This window comes from Tardibacter chloracetimidivorans (assembly GCF_001890385.1).
GTDB classification, from domain to species: Bacteria; Pseudomonadota; Alphaproteobacteria; order Sphingomonadales; family Sphingomonadaceae; genus Tardibacter; species Tardibacter chloracetimidivorans.
In genome coordinates, this window is the sequence record NZ_CP018221.1 from 1,902,467 (window position 1) to 1,914,208 (window position 11,742).

Consider the following 11,742-nt stretch of genomic DNA (forward strand, 5'->3'; position numbering starts at 1 on the left):
GGATGAATCGCGGAACCGGGGAGAGCGGGGACGCAGCGCGCAAGGGACGTCTTGCATCCTGTGGCGGGGGGGTTCATTGGAGCCCGTCATGACGAAAACCGTTCAGAACTGGGCGCCCGGAAGCTGGCGCCAGCATGAAGCCCGGCAGATGCCGCGATATGCGGACGCCGCAGCTTTGGCGCGCGTTGAATCGGAACTTCAGGGCTATCCGCCGCTGGTCTTTGCGGGCGAGGCGCGCGAACTGAAGAGCCAGCTTGCGCAGGTGGCGGCCGGAAAGGCGTTTCTGCTGCAGGGCGGCGATTGCGCGGAAAGCTTTGCCGAATTTCACCCCAATAACATTCGCGACACCTTTCGCGTCCTGCTGCAGATGGCGGTGGTGCTGACCTTCGCTTCCAAGCTGCCGGTGGTGAAGCTGGGCCGCATGGCGGGCCAGTTCGCCAAGCCGAGGTCGGCGGATTTCGAGGATGTGGACGGCGTTTCGCTGCCGAGCTATCGCGGCGACATCGTCAACGACATCGGGTTCGAGGCGAAAGGCCGCGAGCCCGATCCGCAACGCCAGATCCGGGCCTATTCGCAGTCTGCGGCGACGCTCAACCTGCTGCGCGCCTTCGCCCAGGGCGGCTATGCCAATCTGCACCAGGTCCACGCCTGGACGCTGGATTTCATGGGTCGCTCCCCCGTGTTCGAGCAGTATCAGAACCTTGCCGACCGCATCGGCGAGGCGCTGGACTTCATGGCGGCCTGCGGGATCAACCCCGAAACCGTTCCGCAACTGAAGGGCACCGCATTCTACACCAGCCATGAAGCGTTGCTGCTCGGCTATGAGCAGGCGCTGACCCGCGAGGACTCGCTGACCGGGGACTGGTACGACACATCGGCGCATTTCCTCTGGATAGGCGACCGTACCCGTTTCGAGGGTTCCGCCCATGTCGAGTTCATGCGCGGCATCGGCAATCCCATCGGCATGAAATGCGGGCCGAGCCTGGAGCCGGACGCATTGCTGCGCATGATCGACATCCTCAATCCGGCGAACGAGCCGGGGCGGCTGACGCTCATCACCCGCTATGGCCATGACAAAATCGAGGCGCATCTGCCGAAGCTCGTCCGCGCCGTGAAGCGCGAAGGGCGGGAAGTCGTGTGGTCGTGCGATCCGATGCACGGCAACGTCATCAAATCGGCAAGCGGCTACAAGACCCGCCCGTTCGAGCGGATCCTTGCCGAAGTGCGCGGCTTCTTCGCCGTCCACCGGGCGGAAGGCACGCACGGCGGCGGTATTCATGCCGAGATGACGGGCCAGAACGTCACCGAGTGCACCGGCGGCGCGGTGGCGATCACCGACGAAGGGCTGGCCGACCGCTATCACACGCACTGCGACCCGCGCCTGAACGCCGGCCAGTCGATCGAGCTTGCCTTTCTGCTTGCCGAAATGCTGAATCAGGAAATGGCTGAACGCGCCAAGGCCGCCGCCTGACTTTGCTTGACTTGGCGGAGGCCGGAACCTAAGTCACCGGCCTCCCGCAAGCGGCCCCTTCGTCTAGCGGTCCAGGACGTCGCCCTCTCACGGCGAAAACACGGGTTCGAGTCCCGTAGGGGTCACCAATTTCAAATTGAAATTGCTGGATATTTTCTCATCCGTGGGGAAATTGTGGGCAAATAGCGTGTTGAGCTTGCCCGCTTCGCGCCCGGCGTCGGCCCCATCTATCCATTTCGAATAGTGCTTGAACAGCATCGCCGTGTTGGTGTGGCCCATCTGCCGTGCGATGTACGCCGGGTTCACGCCGCCCATGAGAGCGAGCGTCGCATAGGTGTGTCGGGTCTGGTAGGCGTCGCGACTGCGGATGCCGAGGGCGCGCAGCGCCGGATGGAAATAGAGCTTTCGCTGGTCCTGCACGTCCGGCCAGGCGTTGCCGGTCACGGGGTTGAGGAAGATCGGGGCATCCATCCCCTTCATGAAGCTGTGCGCCTTCTGGCGCTTGAGAACAGCGATCATGCGGTCGGTGAGATCAACGTCGCGGATGCTCGATGTCTTGGTGCCCTTGAGCACGGCGCGGACCCGCGCACGCTCGACCCGGATCGTCTTGCGCCGCCAGTCGACATCGCCCCACCGAACGGCGATCTGCTCGCTCGGCCGGAGACCGGTGCCGAAGGCGAACTCGTACCAGTTAAGAATATGCTCGTCGTACCGGTCAGCGATGAAAGCAACGATGGCCTCCATCTCCTCACGCTCAAACGGATCGGGCACCGGCTTCTGAACTTTGAGGTTTTTGATATTGAGCACGGGCGACCGCTCCATGATCTCGTCGTCCACAGCGGTCGCAAAAATCTGGCGGAGCGGGATGAGCTGGTTGTTGACCGATTTGGCCGTCACGCGCTCGGCGAGGTCCGCCACGGCCTTCTTGATCTCGGAATGCTTGATGGAGGTGATGTCCCTCTCGCCGAACGCCGGTTTCCAGACGTTGCGCAGTGCGCCCTCGTAGTCGCTCCGGGTCGACTTCTCGACCGTCAAACCGGCGAGCCAGCCGTCGGCATAGGTTGAAAAGCCATTCGTCACCGCGCTGCCCGACGAAGGGAATGTGCGCGCGTAATCGAAAACACCGAGCTCGATCTCGCGCTGGACCTTCGCCATCAGGCGCTCGGTCGCTTTGATGTTCGCCGGGGTCGGCTGGAGCGCGAGTGTCTCCCGGCACCGCTTTCCTTGGTAGGTGAAGCCTACCCGGATACACGATTTTAGCGGCTCAACGCCGGTTCCCGGCCGCCCTCTACCCACTTTTGATAACCCTCCAAATCAATGCAGATATTGCCATCCGGCGCGCGGCGATATTCCCGGCCATCAAGCCACACCCCGTCCTCAATCTTTCGATAGACGGCCTTCTCGGTGTAGCCAGTCAGGTCCGCGAACTTCTTCACGCGCACATATCGCGAGCCAAGCATAATCCCGTCATCCCTCGATAGATACTTCGAGGGATCACCGGCCTGTTTTCAACGACTTGCGGGTGATCCTTGTTGTTCATTGCGTTTAAACGCCAGCACTCAGGCCAGCGCCTCCTCGGGGATATTGTCGTTGATTGACCAGTGCTTCGGGTGCTTGTCCGCGAATAGCTGCTGGAGGTGCTCGACGTTGGCGGCGAAACCATCGATCAGCGCCGACAAATCGGGCTGTGCTGGCGGCCGGTCGTCCGTCAATTTGCCGGAATGCTTGGCGTCAATGATAATAGCCAGGCACGCCACGGCGTTCGCAAGGTGCGGCACCTTCGTCACCGGATCGCATTCCTCTCCGTTCCACCACTTGCCGAGGTGGCGGCCGAGCGCCGCGATATAAATGGACGTTCGCACCCCGGCGGCCCGCCAGTTCGCCGTGCCGTACTTCATCGCGCCTTCGGCGAGCGCGAGGGCGCAATAAGCCTTGAGCGCATCGGGCACCAGATGCAGGGGCAGCTTGCCCGACGCGATGGCGTCTTTCGGGTTCGTCGGTTTGCTATCTGACATCGGGAACCTCCATGCGTGTTGCCAGTCCGACCTTTTCGGATGTGGCGTTGAACTTGAGAGGGATCGCGGTATCGAGGTCGATGCCTGCTTGCAGCGCCACGAGGTATGCGCAGATGACGACATCGGCCAACTCCTCGGCCAGATGCTCCAGCGTATCTCGCGATCCGCGCAGCCCGAGCCGCTCTCGCTCCAGCTTCTTAATGACGTTGCAGGCTTCGCCCACCTCGCCCGCGAGCTCGTTCCCCGCGTAGGCGAGCGACAGATTGTTGCCGCCAGCCCATTCCTGCTGCCGCGCAATATTCGCCGCGTGCAGGCTGCGGAAGGCCGTCATCCGAGGATACTCACAACGATGTCGAGCGCGCTCTCCAGCGTGTCGACACGGTAGCCGATGGCCTCGCAGAGCATGATGTGCTCATGGACGTTGCCTAGCTCCATAGCGCAGACGATAGGGATGCGGCAGTTGTCGGCCCAAGCGATCTCCATGACCGTACCCATCGACACCGCCGTCGCGCCGAGGAAATTGACCAGCAGCACGTCGCAGCGCGTCGCGTCGAACCGGTCGCGGGTCATGACGCCCCGCTGCGTCGCGAGCGGCGTGAGGTGCGCGAGATGACCGCAATCCTCTGGCTTGTGCCCGAGCTTATCCAGACCGGCGAGCGCCGACTTGCCGCGCATCGGTGAGAGGCCCTTGATGCCGTTGGCGGCGAGCACCTCGCGCGCATAATCGCGCCAGTCGGTCGCGCCCTGATAATTCAGGCCGGATATAGGCCCGGCAAGATACACGGTGTTCATATTTCCCTCCGCTTCATTGCTTCCATGATGAGTTCCTGCACCGACCGTTTTCCGGCGCGGCGAGCGATGACGAGCTCGTCGACGGTATCGACGGCGTAGATGTTGAAGATGTTGACCACCCGGTCGTAGCCGGACTGGAGCTGACGCACCGGGCCGAGACGTTCGAGGATTTGGAGATATGCCTCCAGCGCCCACCAGTGGCCGAAGATGGCGATGTTGTGCCCGCCGTCTTGGAGATTGAGGCCGTGGCCGCAGCTCTCAGGGTGCGCGAACAGCAGACGGATTTTGCCAGCGTTCCAGTCGCGGATGGTCTGCGGGTCGTTGTCGAGCACCCGGCCGTAGCCGAACGCCTTCTGGAGCCGGGCCAAGTCGGATTTGAAATGGTAGGCGACCAGCAGCGGCGCGCCGTTCAGCTCTTCGATGACGCTCTCCAGCGCCCGGAGCTTGGCGTCATGGACTTCGACCCACGGTGCTACGTCGCTGGCAATTTCGCTATCGGTGCCACCGACATAGGCCGCGCCGTTGGCGATCTGGAGACACTTGATCGTGCGGCTTGCCGCGTTGAACGCTTCGATTTCATGCTCGCCAATCGACATGAACATCTCGCGTTCCATCGCCCGGTACTGCGCGCGCGCCTTGACGGGCAGCTCGACGGGCACCGGCACGACGTTCGGCTCTTTGAGATCGAACCAGTCTTTCGGGTCGAGCGTGATGTGCAGGTCGCGCAGCCGGTCTTCGATCTGCTCCTGCGCCGATGGCAGAAGCTCCAAGCCGAAGCCGTTATAGCCCTTGCGGAACCACCGCTGTTCGAACGCCGTATAGGTTCGCCCGAGCCGTTCTCCGGCGTCTAAGAACCACGTCTGCCCCCACAGGTCTTGCAACCCGTTCGGGCTCGGAGTGCCGGTAAGATTGATCCACCGGCTGATCTTCGTATGCGCGATTTTCGCGATGCTTCGCGCCCGCCGCCCACCCGATCCGCCGAGGCGGAACGATTTCATGCGGGTGCTTTCGTCGGAAACGACCGTGCCGAACGGCCAGCGGTCGCCGAGATGGTCGACCAGCCACGGCAAGTTCTCATAGTTGGTCGTGAACACACCGGCGTTGCGGTCACGCACCGCAGCCTTGCGCTCATCAGCGGAACCGATGATCGGGCGCACTTCCATGTGCGACAGGTTCGACCACTTCGCCACCTCATCCGGCCACGTCGACCGCGCGACGCGCAACGGTGCTAGCACCAGCGCGGGGCGGTTTTCGGTGAGCGAGAGCGTGTCCAGCGACGAGAGCGTCGAAGCCGTCTTGCCCATGCCCATTCCGGCCCAAACGCCAGCGCGGGGCAGCTCCAGCTCGTGCGCCGAGATCAACTTCTGATAGGGCCGGGGAGTGTAGATCACGCCGTCCGCCTCTCGATGAAATCGTCGACATCCTGCTTGGTCGTGAGCACCTCGACCGGTACGCCGAGGGCACGGAGCCGGTCGTGCTCGCGGACCTGATGCGGTTCCGGCTTTCCGCCGGGGCGCTTCAACTCGACGAGGATCACGCCCCATTGGCGGAGCATGACGGCGCGATCCGGCGCACCACGGCGGCCCGGCCACGACAGCTTGCGTACTTCTCCGCCGACCTCTTTCACGCGGTCGACGAGGTGCTGCTCGACAGCCGCTTCGATCATGCCGCCAGCTCCAGATCGTCGCGCCGCCAGATCACGGTGTCGGGCTTGAACACGATGCGTCTCGGCTGGCCGTCGCGGCCCTCCAGCACCTCGACCCGCGTGACTGCGAACGGTTGGAAGTCGAACGAGAAAATCTCGCCCACGCTGGCGTGGTTGAGCCGCAGCACGAACCGTCCGCCTTGGCCTTTTCCGCTCGCTGCGAACGGGCCGGTGCCGTGCGGAGACCATGCGATTGCGAGCATCCCGGCCTCGGCACCGTCGCCGACGAGAAGCGCGACGCTCTCCCGATCCGCGCGCAGGCCGAGCTTGCGCGCAAGGTTTGCGCCGATAGTCATCTGGATGACGCCGTGCGAGGTCTTGCGGTTGCCGGTGATGCCGACCCGTATGCCGTCCGGCAACGGTTCTTTCTTCGCGCGCTTGCCGGGGTAATAGTCGAGAGATTCCCAACCCATTGTTATTTCCCATACCTTTTTGCTTCGAGCCCTTCGGCGGCCAGCGGCAGGCCGCGAGCCCATGCCGGGTTTGTCGCCATGATTTCGGCGAGACCTTCCTTGCTCCATTTGGGGTCGTCGGGGGTCTCGGTGACGATTTCGTCGTGAACGGTGAGCACCACTTCGAAGCCAGCCGCTTCGGCTATTGGCATCGCGTGCGCGATCACATCCCGGCTGGCGGCCTGCGTCACGTTCTCGGCGAGCTTGCCGCCGTAGGTCATGATGCGTTCCCATTTCCGGGTGTATTGGTTGGTGCCCATGTAGGAGAGCACATCGCGGCCGGAATAGACGCGCCCCTTGCCGTGGCAGGCGGGGCACCGTTCGAGCCCTTCGGTGCTCTTATCAACACCCAAACCGCCGCACTCGCTGCATGGCCGCGTTCCCGCGACCAGCTTAGGCGACGGGTAGCAAAGCGCCCGGCCGGATGGCAGTTCGATGCGCAGCCACGCGCCATCGCGACGGAGTTTAAGCTGGCCGAAATAAAGGGTCGTGCCGGGCGTCAACACCGCTTGCACAGCGGTCTCCTCCAGCCCGTACCAGAACTTGACGATTTTCGGGTTCGCCCTGCGCCACGCCTTGACCAGCGCGAGCACCTGCTCGTCGGGCAGCTCCATCCCGTAGAGCGCCGCCATCGACGCAAAGGCACCGACCGCGCCCTGATAGCCGAGCGCAAGCTCCTGCACCTTGCCGAGCTGGCGCTGGTCCTTCGTCACGTCGCCCGGCGTGATATTGAAAGAGCGCGAATAGGCCAGCTTGTAGAGATCGGGGCCGGTGCCCGCGTCGAAATCGCGGAACGCTTGGAGCTTCCATTCCTCGCCTGCCAGCCAGGCCAGCATCCGGCCTTCGATGTTCGAAAGATCAGCGGCGACCAGCTTCTTGCCTTCCGGCGCGATGATCGCGCCACGGATCGCGGACGAAGCGCGGGCGATGACATCGGAAAACAGGAGATCAGCGCAGCCACCGGTAATCGCATCGATGCTCGCTTCGATCTCCTCGGAGCTGTGCTTCGGCCGGGGGAGGTTCTGCGGCTGAAACAAACGTCCAGACCACCGGCCGGTGCGTGCCGCGCCGCAGAACTGGAGCCCGCCCCTCAGACGGCCGTCGCTCGATGCGGCACCGAGCAGCGCATTGTATTTGGCAGTGCTGGTGGTCGATGCCTCAAGCCGGATAGCGATGAGCTCGCGCACCGGGTCGGGCAATTCTGGATCACCGAGGCGACGCTCTAGCGTGCCCTTCGTCATATCGGGCAAGCGGACCCCGTACATTTCCAGAAGATGCGAGAGGAGCTTGTCGCGCTGCGTAGCTGCTTCGACCTCACCCTCGGTCATTTCGTTTACGCGGGCGGCGAGCCGCTTCTGCTCGCGCTCAACGGCGGTGACCGCTGCGGCAGCAAACGGGACATCAACGGCAAAGCCGCGCCGGTTGATCGTCTGGTCGAGCTGCCATAGCGCGAGCTCGGCACCCTGATAGTTCCACGCAGGCAAGCGTTTAAACACTTCGCGCATCGCTGTGATGTCGGAACCCGCGTAAGAAACGAACTTCGCCCACTCATCCGGGTGCGTTTCTTTCGTCGCGCGGCGCAGCTCGCTGGCCTTCGGCCGGGGTTTGCAGAACAGATTGATGAGCTGGCGGCCCTCCTTGTCTTTGGCGTCATCGCTTGGCACGCCGAGGATTTCGCAGAGCGCGCCAAGCCCGCCAGGCAAGCCGTGCGCTAACGCCTGCGCCATCGTGTCGTGCGTCTTCTCCAGCGGGATATCTACGCCGTGCGCGGCGAGCATCGTGCGGTCGAAGAATGAGTTATGGATGACGATCTTCTCGGCTTCGCGGACAGCCTCATTGAAGATCGGATGCCAGCCCTCGCTCACGATGGGCGGGAAATCATCCTGAGCCCATGCCACAAGCAGGATTTCGGATTGCTCTGAATACTTCGCGACGCCGTGCTTTATCGGCGTTTCGCTGTAGGTTTCGAGGTCGAGATAGAGGATCACGCGCCAAGCACCTCGGTCAGCGCGTTGCGCAGCGCGCGGGCTTGCTCGCTGCTGAGAACGACGCAATCGGGCCGTGCCGCTTCACCCTGGCGGATTGCGACCAGCATTTCCCCGCTAAAGGGCACCGTCGACAGCTCGATACCGAGGTGGGCGGGCTCTCCGGGGATTGTTATTCTCGCGCGGCTGTTCGCCATCAGTGATCTCCTTTCAGGTGAGGGGCGGATGCTTATGCAGGGCGTCTGGACGCCACGGGCCTCGCGCTTGCTTCAAGCCCGCTTTCGCTATCCGTCCCTCGCCGGAAGGGAGTGGAGCCGCCGCCTCAAGAGGCACCAAGGGCGACGGCTCCGGCCGGTCAGGGAAAGGGGAAACCCCGACCGGCTATCTCGTTCAGGCCAACGCGCCTGCGTCGGCCCCTGCGGTGAGGTCTTCGATGTCATCCGGGTCGGCCGGGCGGCTTCCGCCGGTGAAGGCATCGCCATCGCGGAAGAACTGGACCGTCTTCACCTCGGCATTGACGCGCTTGCCGAAGCTGTTGTCCTGCGCCCACAGCTCGATGGTCGCGTAGACGTAGCAGCCCGAATATGGCTTGCCGTCCGACGGGGAGAGCGCCGAGCCATCCTTGTCGGCAACCAGCGGGCGGATTTTTGAGCTGGTCGAGACGAAGAAGTTGCCTTCGAAGCCCTCGTATTGCGTCTTCGTGTCGCCGTTGTGCAGGCACACACGGTCCTGCGCCCGCAGGCCCTTGAGGATATCGGCGGACTTTGCGCCCCACTTATCCTTGGCGACCTGCTCAATGGCAGCGTTGACCTCGGCGATGGAGGGGTGGTTCGGCCCCATGATGAAGCTCGCCGAGAACGCCTCGGCTCCTCCGTTCACGGACTTCGCCTCGAACAACTGCGGGAAGGCGAGACGGACATCTTTCAACTTGATCTTCATGCGAGTGCTCCTTGGTACTGGTCGCGGAACGGGTGCACCCCGGCGGCGACAGGGGTTGCGGCGGTAAGGTCTTCGAGGTCGGCCGCCGGGTTGAGCGCAGGGCGCTTGTCGGACGCGGGCGCGACCGAGGGTTTGCCCTCCGGTTGGGTGATGAGCTGCTGGACTTTGACCCACCGACGCGGGCTATCCTTGAGCCGCTTCTCGGCAGTCGTCGGCGAGATGAGGGAGAAGTCGTACATCTCCTCCTGCTTCAAGCGCATAGACTTGAGCAGTGCCTCGGCCTCGGCCTTGTCGCGCCAGGCACGGTGCCCCCGGCGGCCCTCGACGAGCTTGAACCCATCGACATCGCGGCCAGCGAACAGCTCGGCCTCGACGCGGGCGCGGACGGCTTTGCACCATTGCTCGACAAGATCGACCATCTGCATCTTGCGGCCGAGGGCATCGCTGTAGGTCATCGCAAGATCGGCGGTGGCCTGTGTCAAATCCTCGATGTCGTCGATGCCCGGCTTACCGGTGACGGTGTTGGCGACCTCTTTGGCGAGCGCCGGGCAGTCGGCCTTGGCCTTGCAGAAGCGGCAACCCTTCTCGGTCGGCTGGAGCCTTAGCCCCTCGCCCGTCTGCGGGTTGTACGCATCGCGGCGCATCGCGAGCTCTGCCGCCACCTTCGCGCTGTCGGCGAAGGCGAGCAGCTCCTCAACAGTACAATCCCATTCGGAGATCGCACCGAGGCGCGGCTGGTGGATCACCATGCGTACCCGCTCGAAGGCATAAGCCAGGCCGTATTGATCGAACGCGCCCAACGCGTAGAGCTGGAGCTGCTCGTTGTGCTCGGCATCGACCCGCACGCCACGGCCGTATTTCAAGTCATGGACTTGCAGCTCGCGGCCGTCGGCGGTGATGACGATGGCATCGGACGTGCCGAAGCCGTCTTCGCCGATCTCGACACCGAGATAACTGGCGTAGCTGACGCGCTGCTCGACCAGCAGCGTGTGCCCGTCGCCGTAAGCGCGCACCGCGTCGAGATAGGTCTGGACGTGCCCGGCCATATCTTCGTCGACGGTGAACTGCCGGTCGCCGACCGGTATGACCCGGCCGATGTAGGCGTCGGCGTCGAGATTGGCTTCGAGCGCCATGCTGGCAAGCTCGTGGGCGGCGGTCCCCTCATCGGCGTAGGCCGATGAGCTTTCCGGGTAGCGGGCCTCAAGGGTGAGGCTCGCAGGGCACGCCATCCAGCGGTGCGCCCCCGAGGCGGAGAGCCGTGCGTGCGCGGTCATACGAGCATCCACGCGGCAAAGGCCATGAAGAACGCGGCCTTGTCGTACTGGCACTCTCCGGCGCATTTCAGGGCGTAAGCGGAGAGCCCGAGCGAAAAGACGATGCAGGCGGCATCGATTATTTGTTTCGCGGTCATCACGCACCCCTCGGCAGGATGCGGCCCGTCTTCGGGTCGCGGCGGTGGGCGGACGTGCGCAGGCTGTCGAGCTCGACGCGCTGCCTGCTGTTGAGGTGCTTGAGTTCCTCGACGGCATCGAGCGCACTGTCCCGCTGCGTGGAGAGCTTGCGGGCCTGTGCCCGCCAGCAACGCGCCACGGCGTCGAGCGTGCCGTTCAGCTTTTCGAGATCAGCGACGTGGCGCTTGGCTGTCTGGTGCCGCCAGATGAAGGCTCCGAAGAGACCAGCATAGGCAACGCCGTACACCGCCATGAGATAGGCTGGCAGGTACATGGCTCAGCCCTCCCGTGCCTGGTCGAGCAGCGCGATGGCTTCGGGCCACTGCTCCTCGGAGAGCTTGGAACCGTGATCGACGCCAAACTGCTCGAAAACCGCGAGCACCGCGTCGCGGCCCTTGCCGGTCGCGCTGGCGAGCCGCGTTACCGCCGCCTGCACATCGGCATAAGTGACTGCCGCAGTATCAGCCGAAGTGGTTTCCGCAGACGAGGTATCGGGTTGCGGCTCCGCAGATGGCGCAGGGTCGGTACTGGCATCCGCAGGGGCCGAGGTCTCGGTCTCCGTAGAACCAGCCGCTTCCGTCGCAGTGGGCGCAGCTTTCGGCTCCGGCTTTTTTGGCTCGGCCTTCGCCCGCTCCTTCTTGAGTTCGGCGGGCTTCTCGGCCTGCGCCGCGTTGATGGCCTCAGCTACGCTGGTCGTGTTGGCGATGATGCCAGCGAGCTCGCTGATCGTCTGCCGCAGATCGGCGGCGCTATCAGCCACGAGGTTGAGGGTAATATGCGTCACTGATCGTTCTCCTTCGGCGTGCAATCGGGGCAGAAGTGCGTGCCGCCGGAGCAGCGCCACCCCATGTTGTTCAGTCCATGTCCGGCTATGATTTCGGCGGCTGGCGGGGAGCCCCGCCCGCAGGCATCGCAGATGACTTCGCCCCAAG

General features: G+C 63.8%; 16 protein-coding genes and 1 tRNA gene. 2 read left to right on the forward strand and 15 right to left on the reverse strand.

The annotated features are described in order from the left end of the window. Nucleotides 1-88 precede the first annotated feature (88 nt). Together BSL82_RS09960 and BSL82_RS09965 are read left to right on the forward strand one after the other, a co-directional pair. The gene (locus tag BSL82_RS09960) at nt 89-1,471 is read left to right on the forward strand and encodes a class II 3-deoxy-7-phosphoheptulonate synthase (RefSeq protein WP_072597266.1); all 1,383 of its coding nucleotides are present in this window, start codon (nt 89-91) and stop codon (nt 1,469-1,471) included. 52 nt (nt 1,472-1,523) lie between these two features. Continuing rightward, nucleotides 1,524-1,599 (forward strand) — tRNA-Glu (locus BSL82_RS09965). On the opposite strand, the gene BSL82_RS21765 is transcribed toward BSL82_RS09965, so the two are convergent. From BSL82_RS21765 to BSL82_RS10040, 15 genes are all read right to left on the reverse strand, one after another. Further along, nucleotides 1,559-2,767 (reverse strand): site-specific integrase, encoded by a 1,209-nt coding sequence (locus tag BSL82_RS21765; protein ID WP_226998695.1) that lies wholly within the window; start codon nt 2,765-2,767, stop codon nt 1,559-1,561. The two genes, BSL82_RS09965 and BSL82_RS21765, sit on opposite strands and share 41 nt — an antisense overlap. After that, nucleotides 2,728-2,931: an excisionase family protein gene (gene xisR / locus BSL82_RS09980; protein WP_072597268.1), complete on the reverse strand. Its 204-nt coding sequence runs from the start codon at nt 2,929-2,931 to the stop codon at nt 2,728-2,730. The genes BSL82_RS21765 and xisR overlap by 40 nt, the downstream gene beginning before the upstream one ends. A 99-nt stretch (nt 2,932-3,030) precedes the next feature. Beyond that, nucleotides 3,031-3,486 carry a dATP/dGTP diphosphohydrolase domain-containing protein gene (locus BSL82_RS09985; protein WP_072597269.1) on the reverse strand — a complete coding sequence of 152 codons (456 nt, stop codon included), beginning with the start codon at nt 3,484-3,486 and terminating at the stop codon, nt 3,031-3,033. Next, nucleotides 3,476-3,817, reverse strand: a complete 342-nt coding sequence (locus BSL82_RS09990; RefSeq protein WP_072597270.1) for a MazG-like family protein — start codon at nt 3,815-3,817, stop codon at nt 3,476-3,478. The genes BSL82_RS09985 and BSL82_RS09990 overlap by 11 nt, the downstream gene beginning before the upstream one ends. Next, nucleotides 3,814-4,278, reverse strand: a complete 465-nt coding sequence (locus BSL82_RS09995) for a nucleoside 2-deoxyribosyltransferase (RefSeq protein ID WP_072597271.1) — start codon at nt 4,276-4,278, stop codon at nt 3,814-3,816. Before BSL82_RS09995 ends, BSL82_RS09990 begins: the two co-directional genes overlap by 4 nt. Beyond that, on the reverse strand, nt 4,275-5,669 hold the full coding sequence (locus tag BSL82_RS10000) for an SNF2-related protein (RefSeq protein WP_072597272.1): 1,395 nt from the start codon (nt 5,667-5,669) through the stop codon (nt 4,275-4,277). Before BSL82_RS10000 ends, BSL82_RS09995 begins: the two co-directional genes overlap by 4 nt. Then, nucleotides 5,666-5,944, reverse strand: coding sequence for a PDDEXK family nuclease (locus BSL82_RS10005; RefSeq protein ID WP_072597273.1), 279 nt, complete (start codon nt 5,942-5,944; stop codon nt 5,666-5,668). The genes BSL82_RS10000 and BSL82_RS10005 overlap by 4 nt, the downstream gene beginning before the upstream one ends. Then, nucleotides 5,941-6,396, reverse strand: a complete 456-nt coding sequence (locus BSL82_RS10010) for a hypothetical protein (RefSeq protein ID WP_072597274.1) — start codon at nt 6,394-6,396, stop codon at nt 5,941-5,943. Before BSL82_RS10010 ends, BSL82_RS10005 begins: the two co-directional genes overlap by 4 nt. Before the next feature lie 2 nt (nt 6,397-6,398). Further along, nucleotides 6,399-8,300 (reverse strand): DNA polymerase, encoded by a 1,902-nt coding sequence (locus tag BSL82_RS10015; protein WP_226998421.1) that lies wholly within the window; start codon nt 8,298-8,300, stop codon nt 6,399-6,401. A 119-nt stretch (nt 8,301-8,419) separates the two neighbouring features. Beyond that, nucleotides 8,420-8,617, reverse strand: a complete 198-nt coding sequence (locus BSL82_RS10020) for a hypothetical protein (RefSeq protein ID WP_072597276.1) — start codon at nt 8,615-8,617, stop codon at nt 8,420-8,422. Between the two features lie 193 nt (nt 8,618-8,810). Then, a complete protein-coding gene (locus tag BSL82_RS10025) occupies nt 8,811-9,359 on the reverse strand; it encodes a DUF2815 family protein (RefSeq protein WP_072597277.1) in 549 nt (182 codons plus the stop codon). Then, entirely contained in the window at nt 9,356-10,633 is a 1,278-nt protein-coding gene (locus tag BSL82_RS10030) for a DUF2800 domain-containing protein (protein ID WP_072597279.1), read from the reverse strand. Before BSL82_RS10030 ends, BSL82_RS10025 begins: the two co-directional genes overlap by 4 nt. Next, on the reverse strand, nt 10,630-10,770 hold the full coding sequence (locus BSL82_RS20495) for a hypothetical protein (RefSeq protein WP_158010815.1): 141 nt from the start codon (nt 10,768-10,770) through the stop codon (nt 10,630-10,632). Before BSL82_RS20495 ends, BSL82_RS10030 begins: the two co-directional genes overlap by 4 nt. After that, nucleotides 10,770-11,084, reverse strand: coding sequence for a hypothetical protein (locus BSL82_RS10035; RefSeq protein ID WP_072597281.1), 315 nt, complete (start codon nt 11,082-11,084; stop codon nt 10,770-10,772). Before BSL82_RS10035 ends, BSL82_RS20495 begins: the two co-directional genes overlap by 1 nt. Nucleotides 11,085-11,087: 3 nt before the next feature. Continuing rightward, entirely contained in the window at nt 11,088-11,594 is a 507-nt protein-coding gene (locus tag BSL82_RS10040) for a hypothetical protein (protein WP_072597283.1), read from the reverse strand. Nucleotides 11,595-11,742: the final 148 nt, after the last annotated feature.

Coding starts and splice junctions, on each gene's coding strand:
- BSL82_RS09995 (WP_072597271.1), bottom strand. CDS start 4,278: ATGAACACCGTGTATCTTGCCGGGCCTATATCCGGCCTGAATTATCAG.
- BSL82_RS10005 (WP_072597273.1), bottom strand. CDS start 5,944: ATGATCGAAGCGGCTGTCGAGCAGCACCTCGTCGACCGCGTGAAAGAG.
- BSL82_RS10030 (WP_072597279.1), bottom strand. CDS start 10,633: ATGACCGCGCACGCACGGCTCTCCGCCTCGGGGGCGCACCGCTGGATG.
- BSL82_RS09990 (WP_072597270.1), bottom strand. CDS start 3,817: ATGACGGCCTTCCGCAGCCTGCACGCGGCGAATATTGCGCGGCAGCAG.
- BSL82_RS20495 (WP_158010815.1), bottom strand. CDS start 10,770: ATGACCGCGAAACAAATAATCGATGCCGCCTGCATCGTCTTTTCGCTC.
- xisR (WP_072597268.1), bottom strand. CDS start 2,931: ATGCTTGGCTCGCGATATGTGCGCGTGAAGAAGTTCGCGGACCTGACT.
- BSL82_RS09985 (WP_072597269.1), bottom strand. CDS start 3,486: ATGTCAGATAGCAAACCGACGAACCCGAAAGACGCCATCGCGTCGGGC.
- BSL82_RS10010 (WP_072597274.1), bottom strand. CDS start 6,396: ATGGGTTGGGAATCTCTCGACTATTACCCCGGCAAGCGCGCGAAGAAA.
- BSL82_RS10020 (WP_072597276.1), bottom strand. CDS start 8,617: ATGGCGAACAGCCGCGCGAGAATAACAATCCCCGGAGAGCCCGCCCAC.
- BSL82_RS09960 (WP_072597266.1), top strand. CDS start 89: ATGACGAAAACCGTTCAGAACTGGGCGCCCGGAAGCTGGCGCCAGCAT.
- BSL82_RS10035 (WP_072597281.1), bottom strand. CDS start 11,084: ATGTACCTGCCAGCCTATCTCATGGCGGTGTACGGCGTTGCCTATGCT.
- BSL82_RS10025 (WP_072597277.1), bottom strand. CDS start 9,359: ATGAAGATCAAGTTGAAAGATGTCCGTCTCGCCTTCCCGCAGTTGTTC.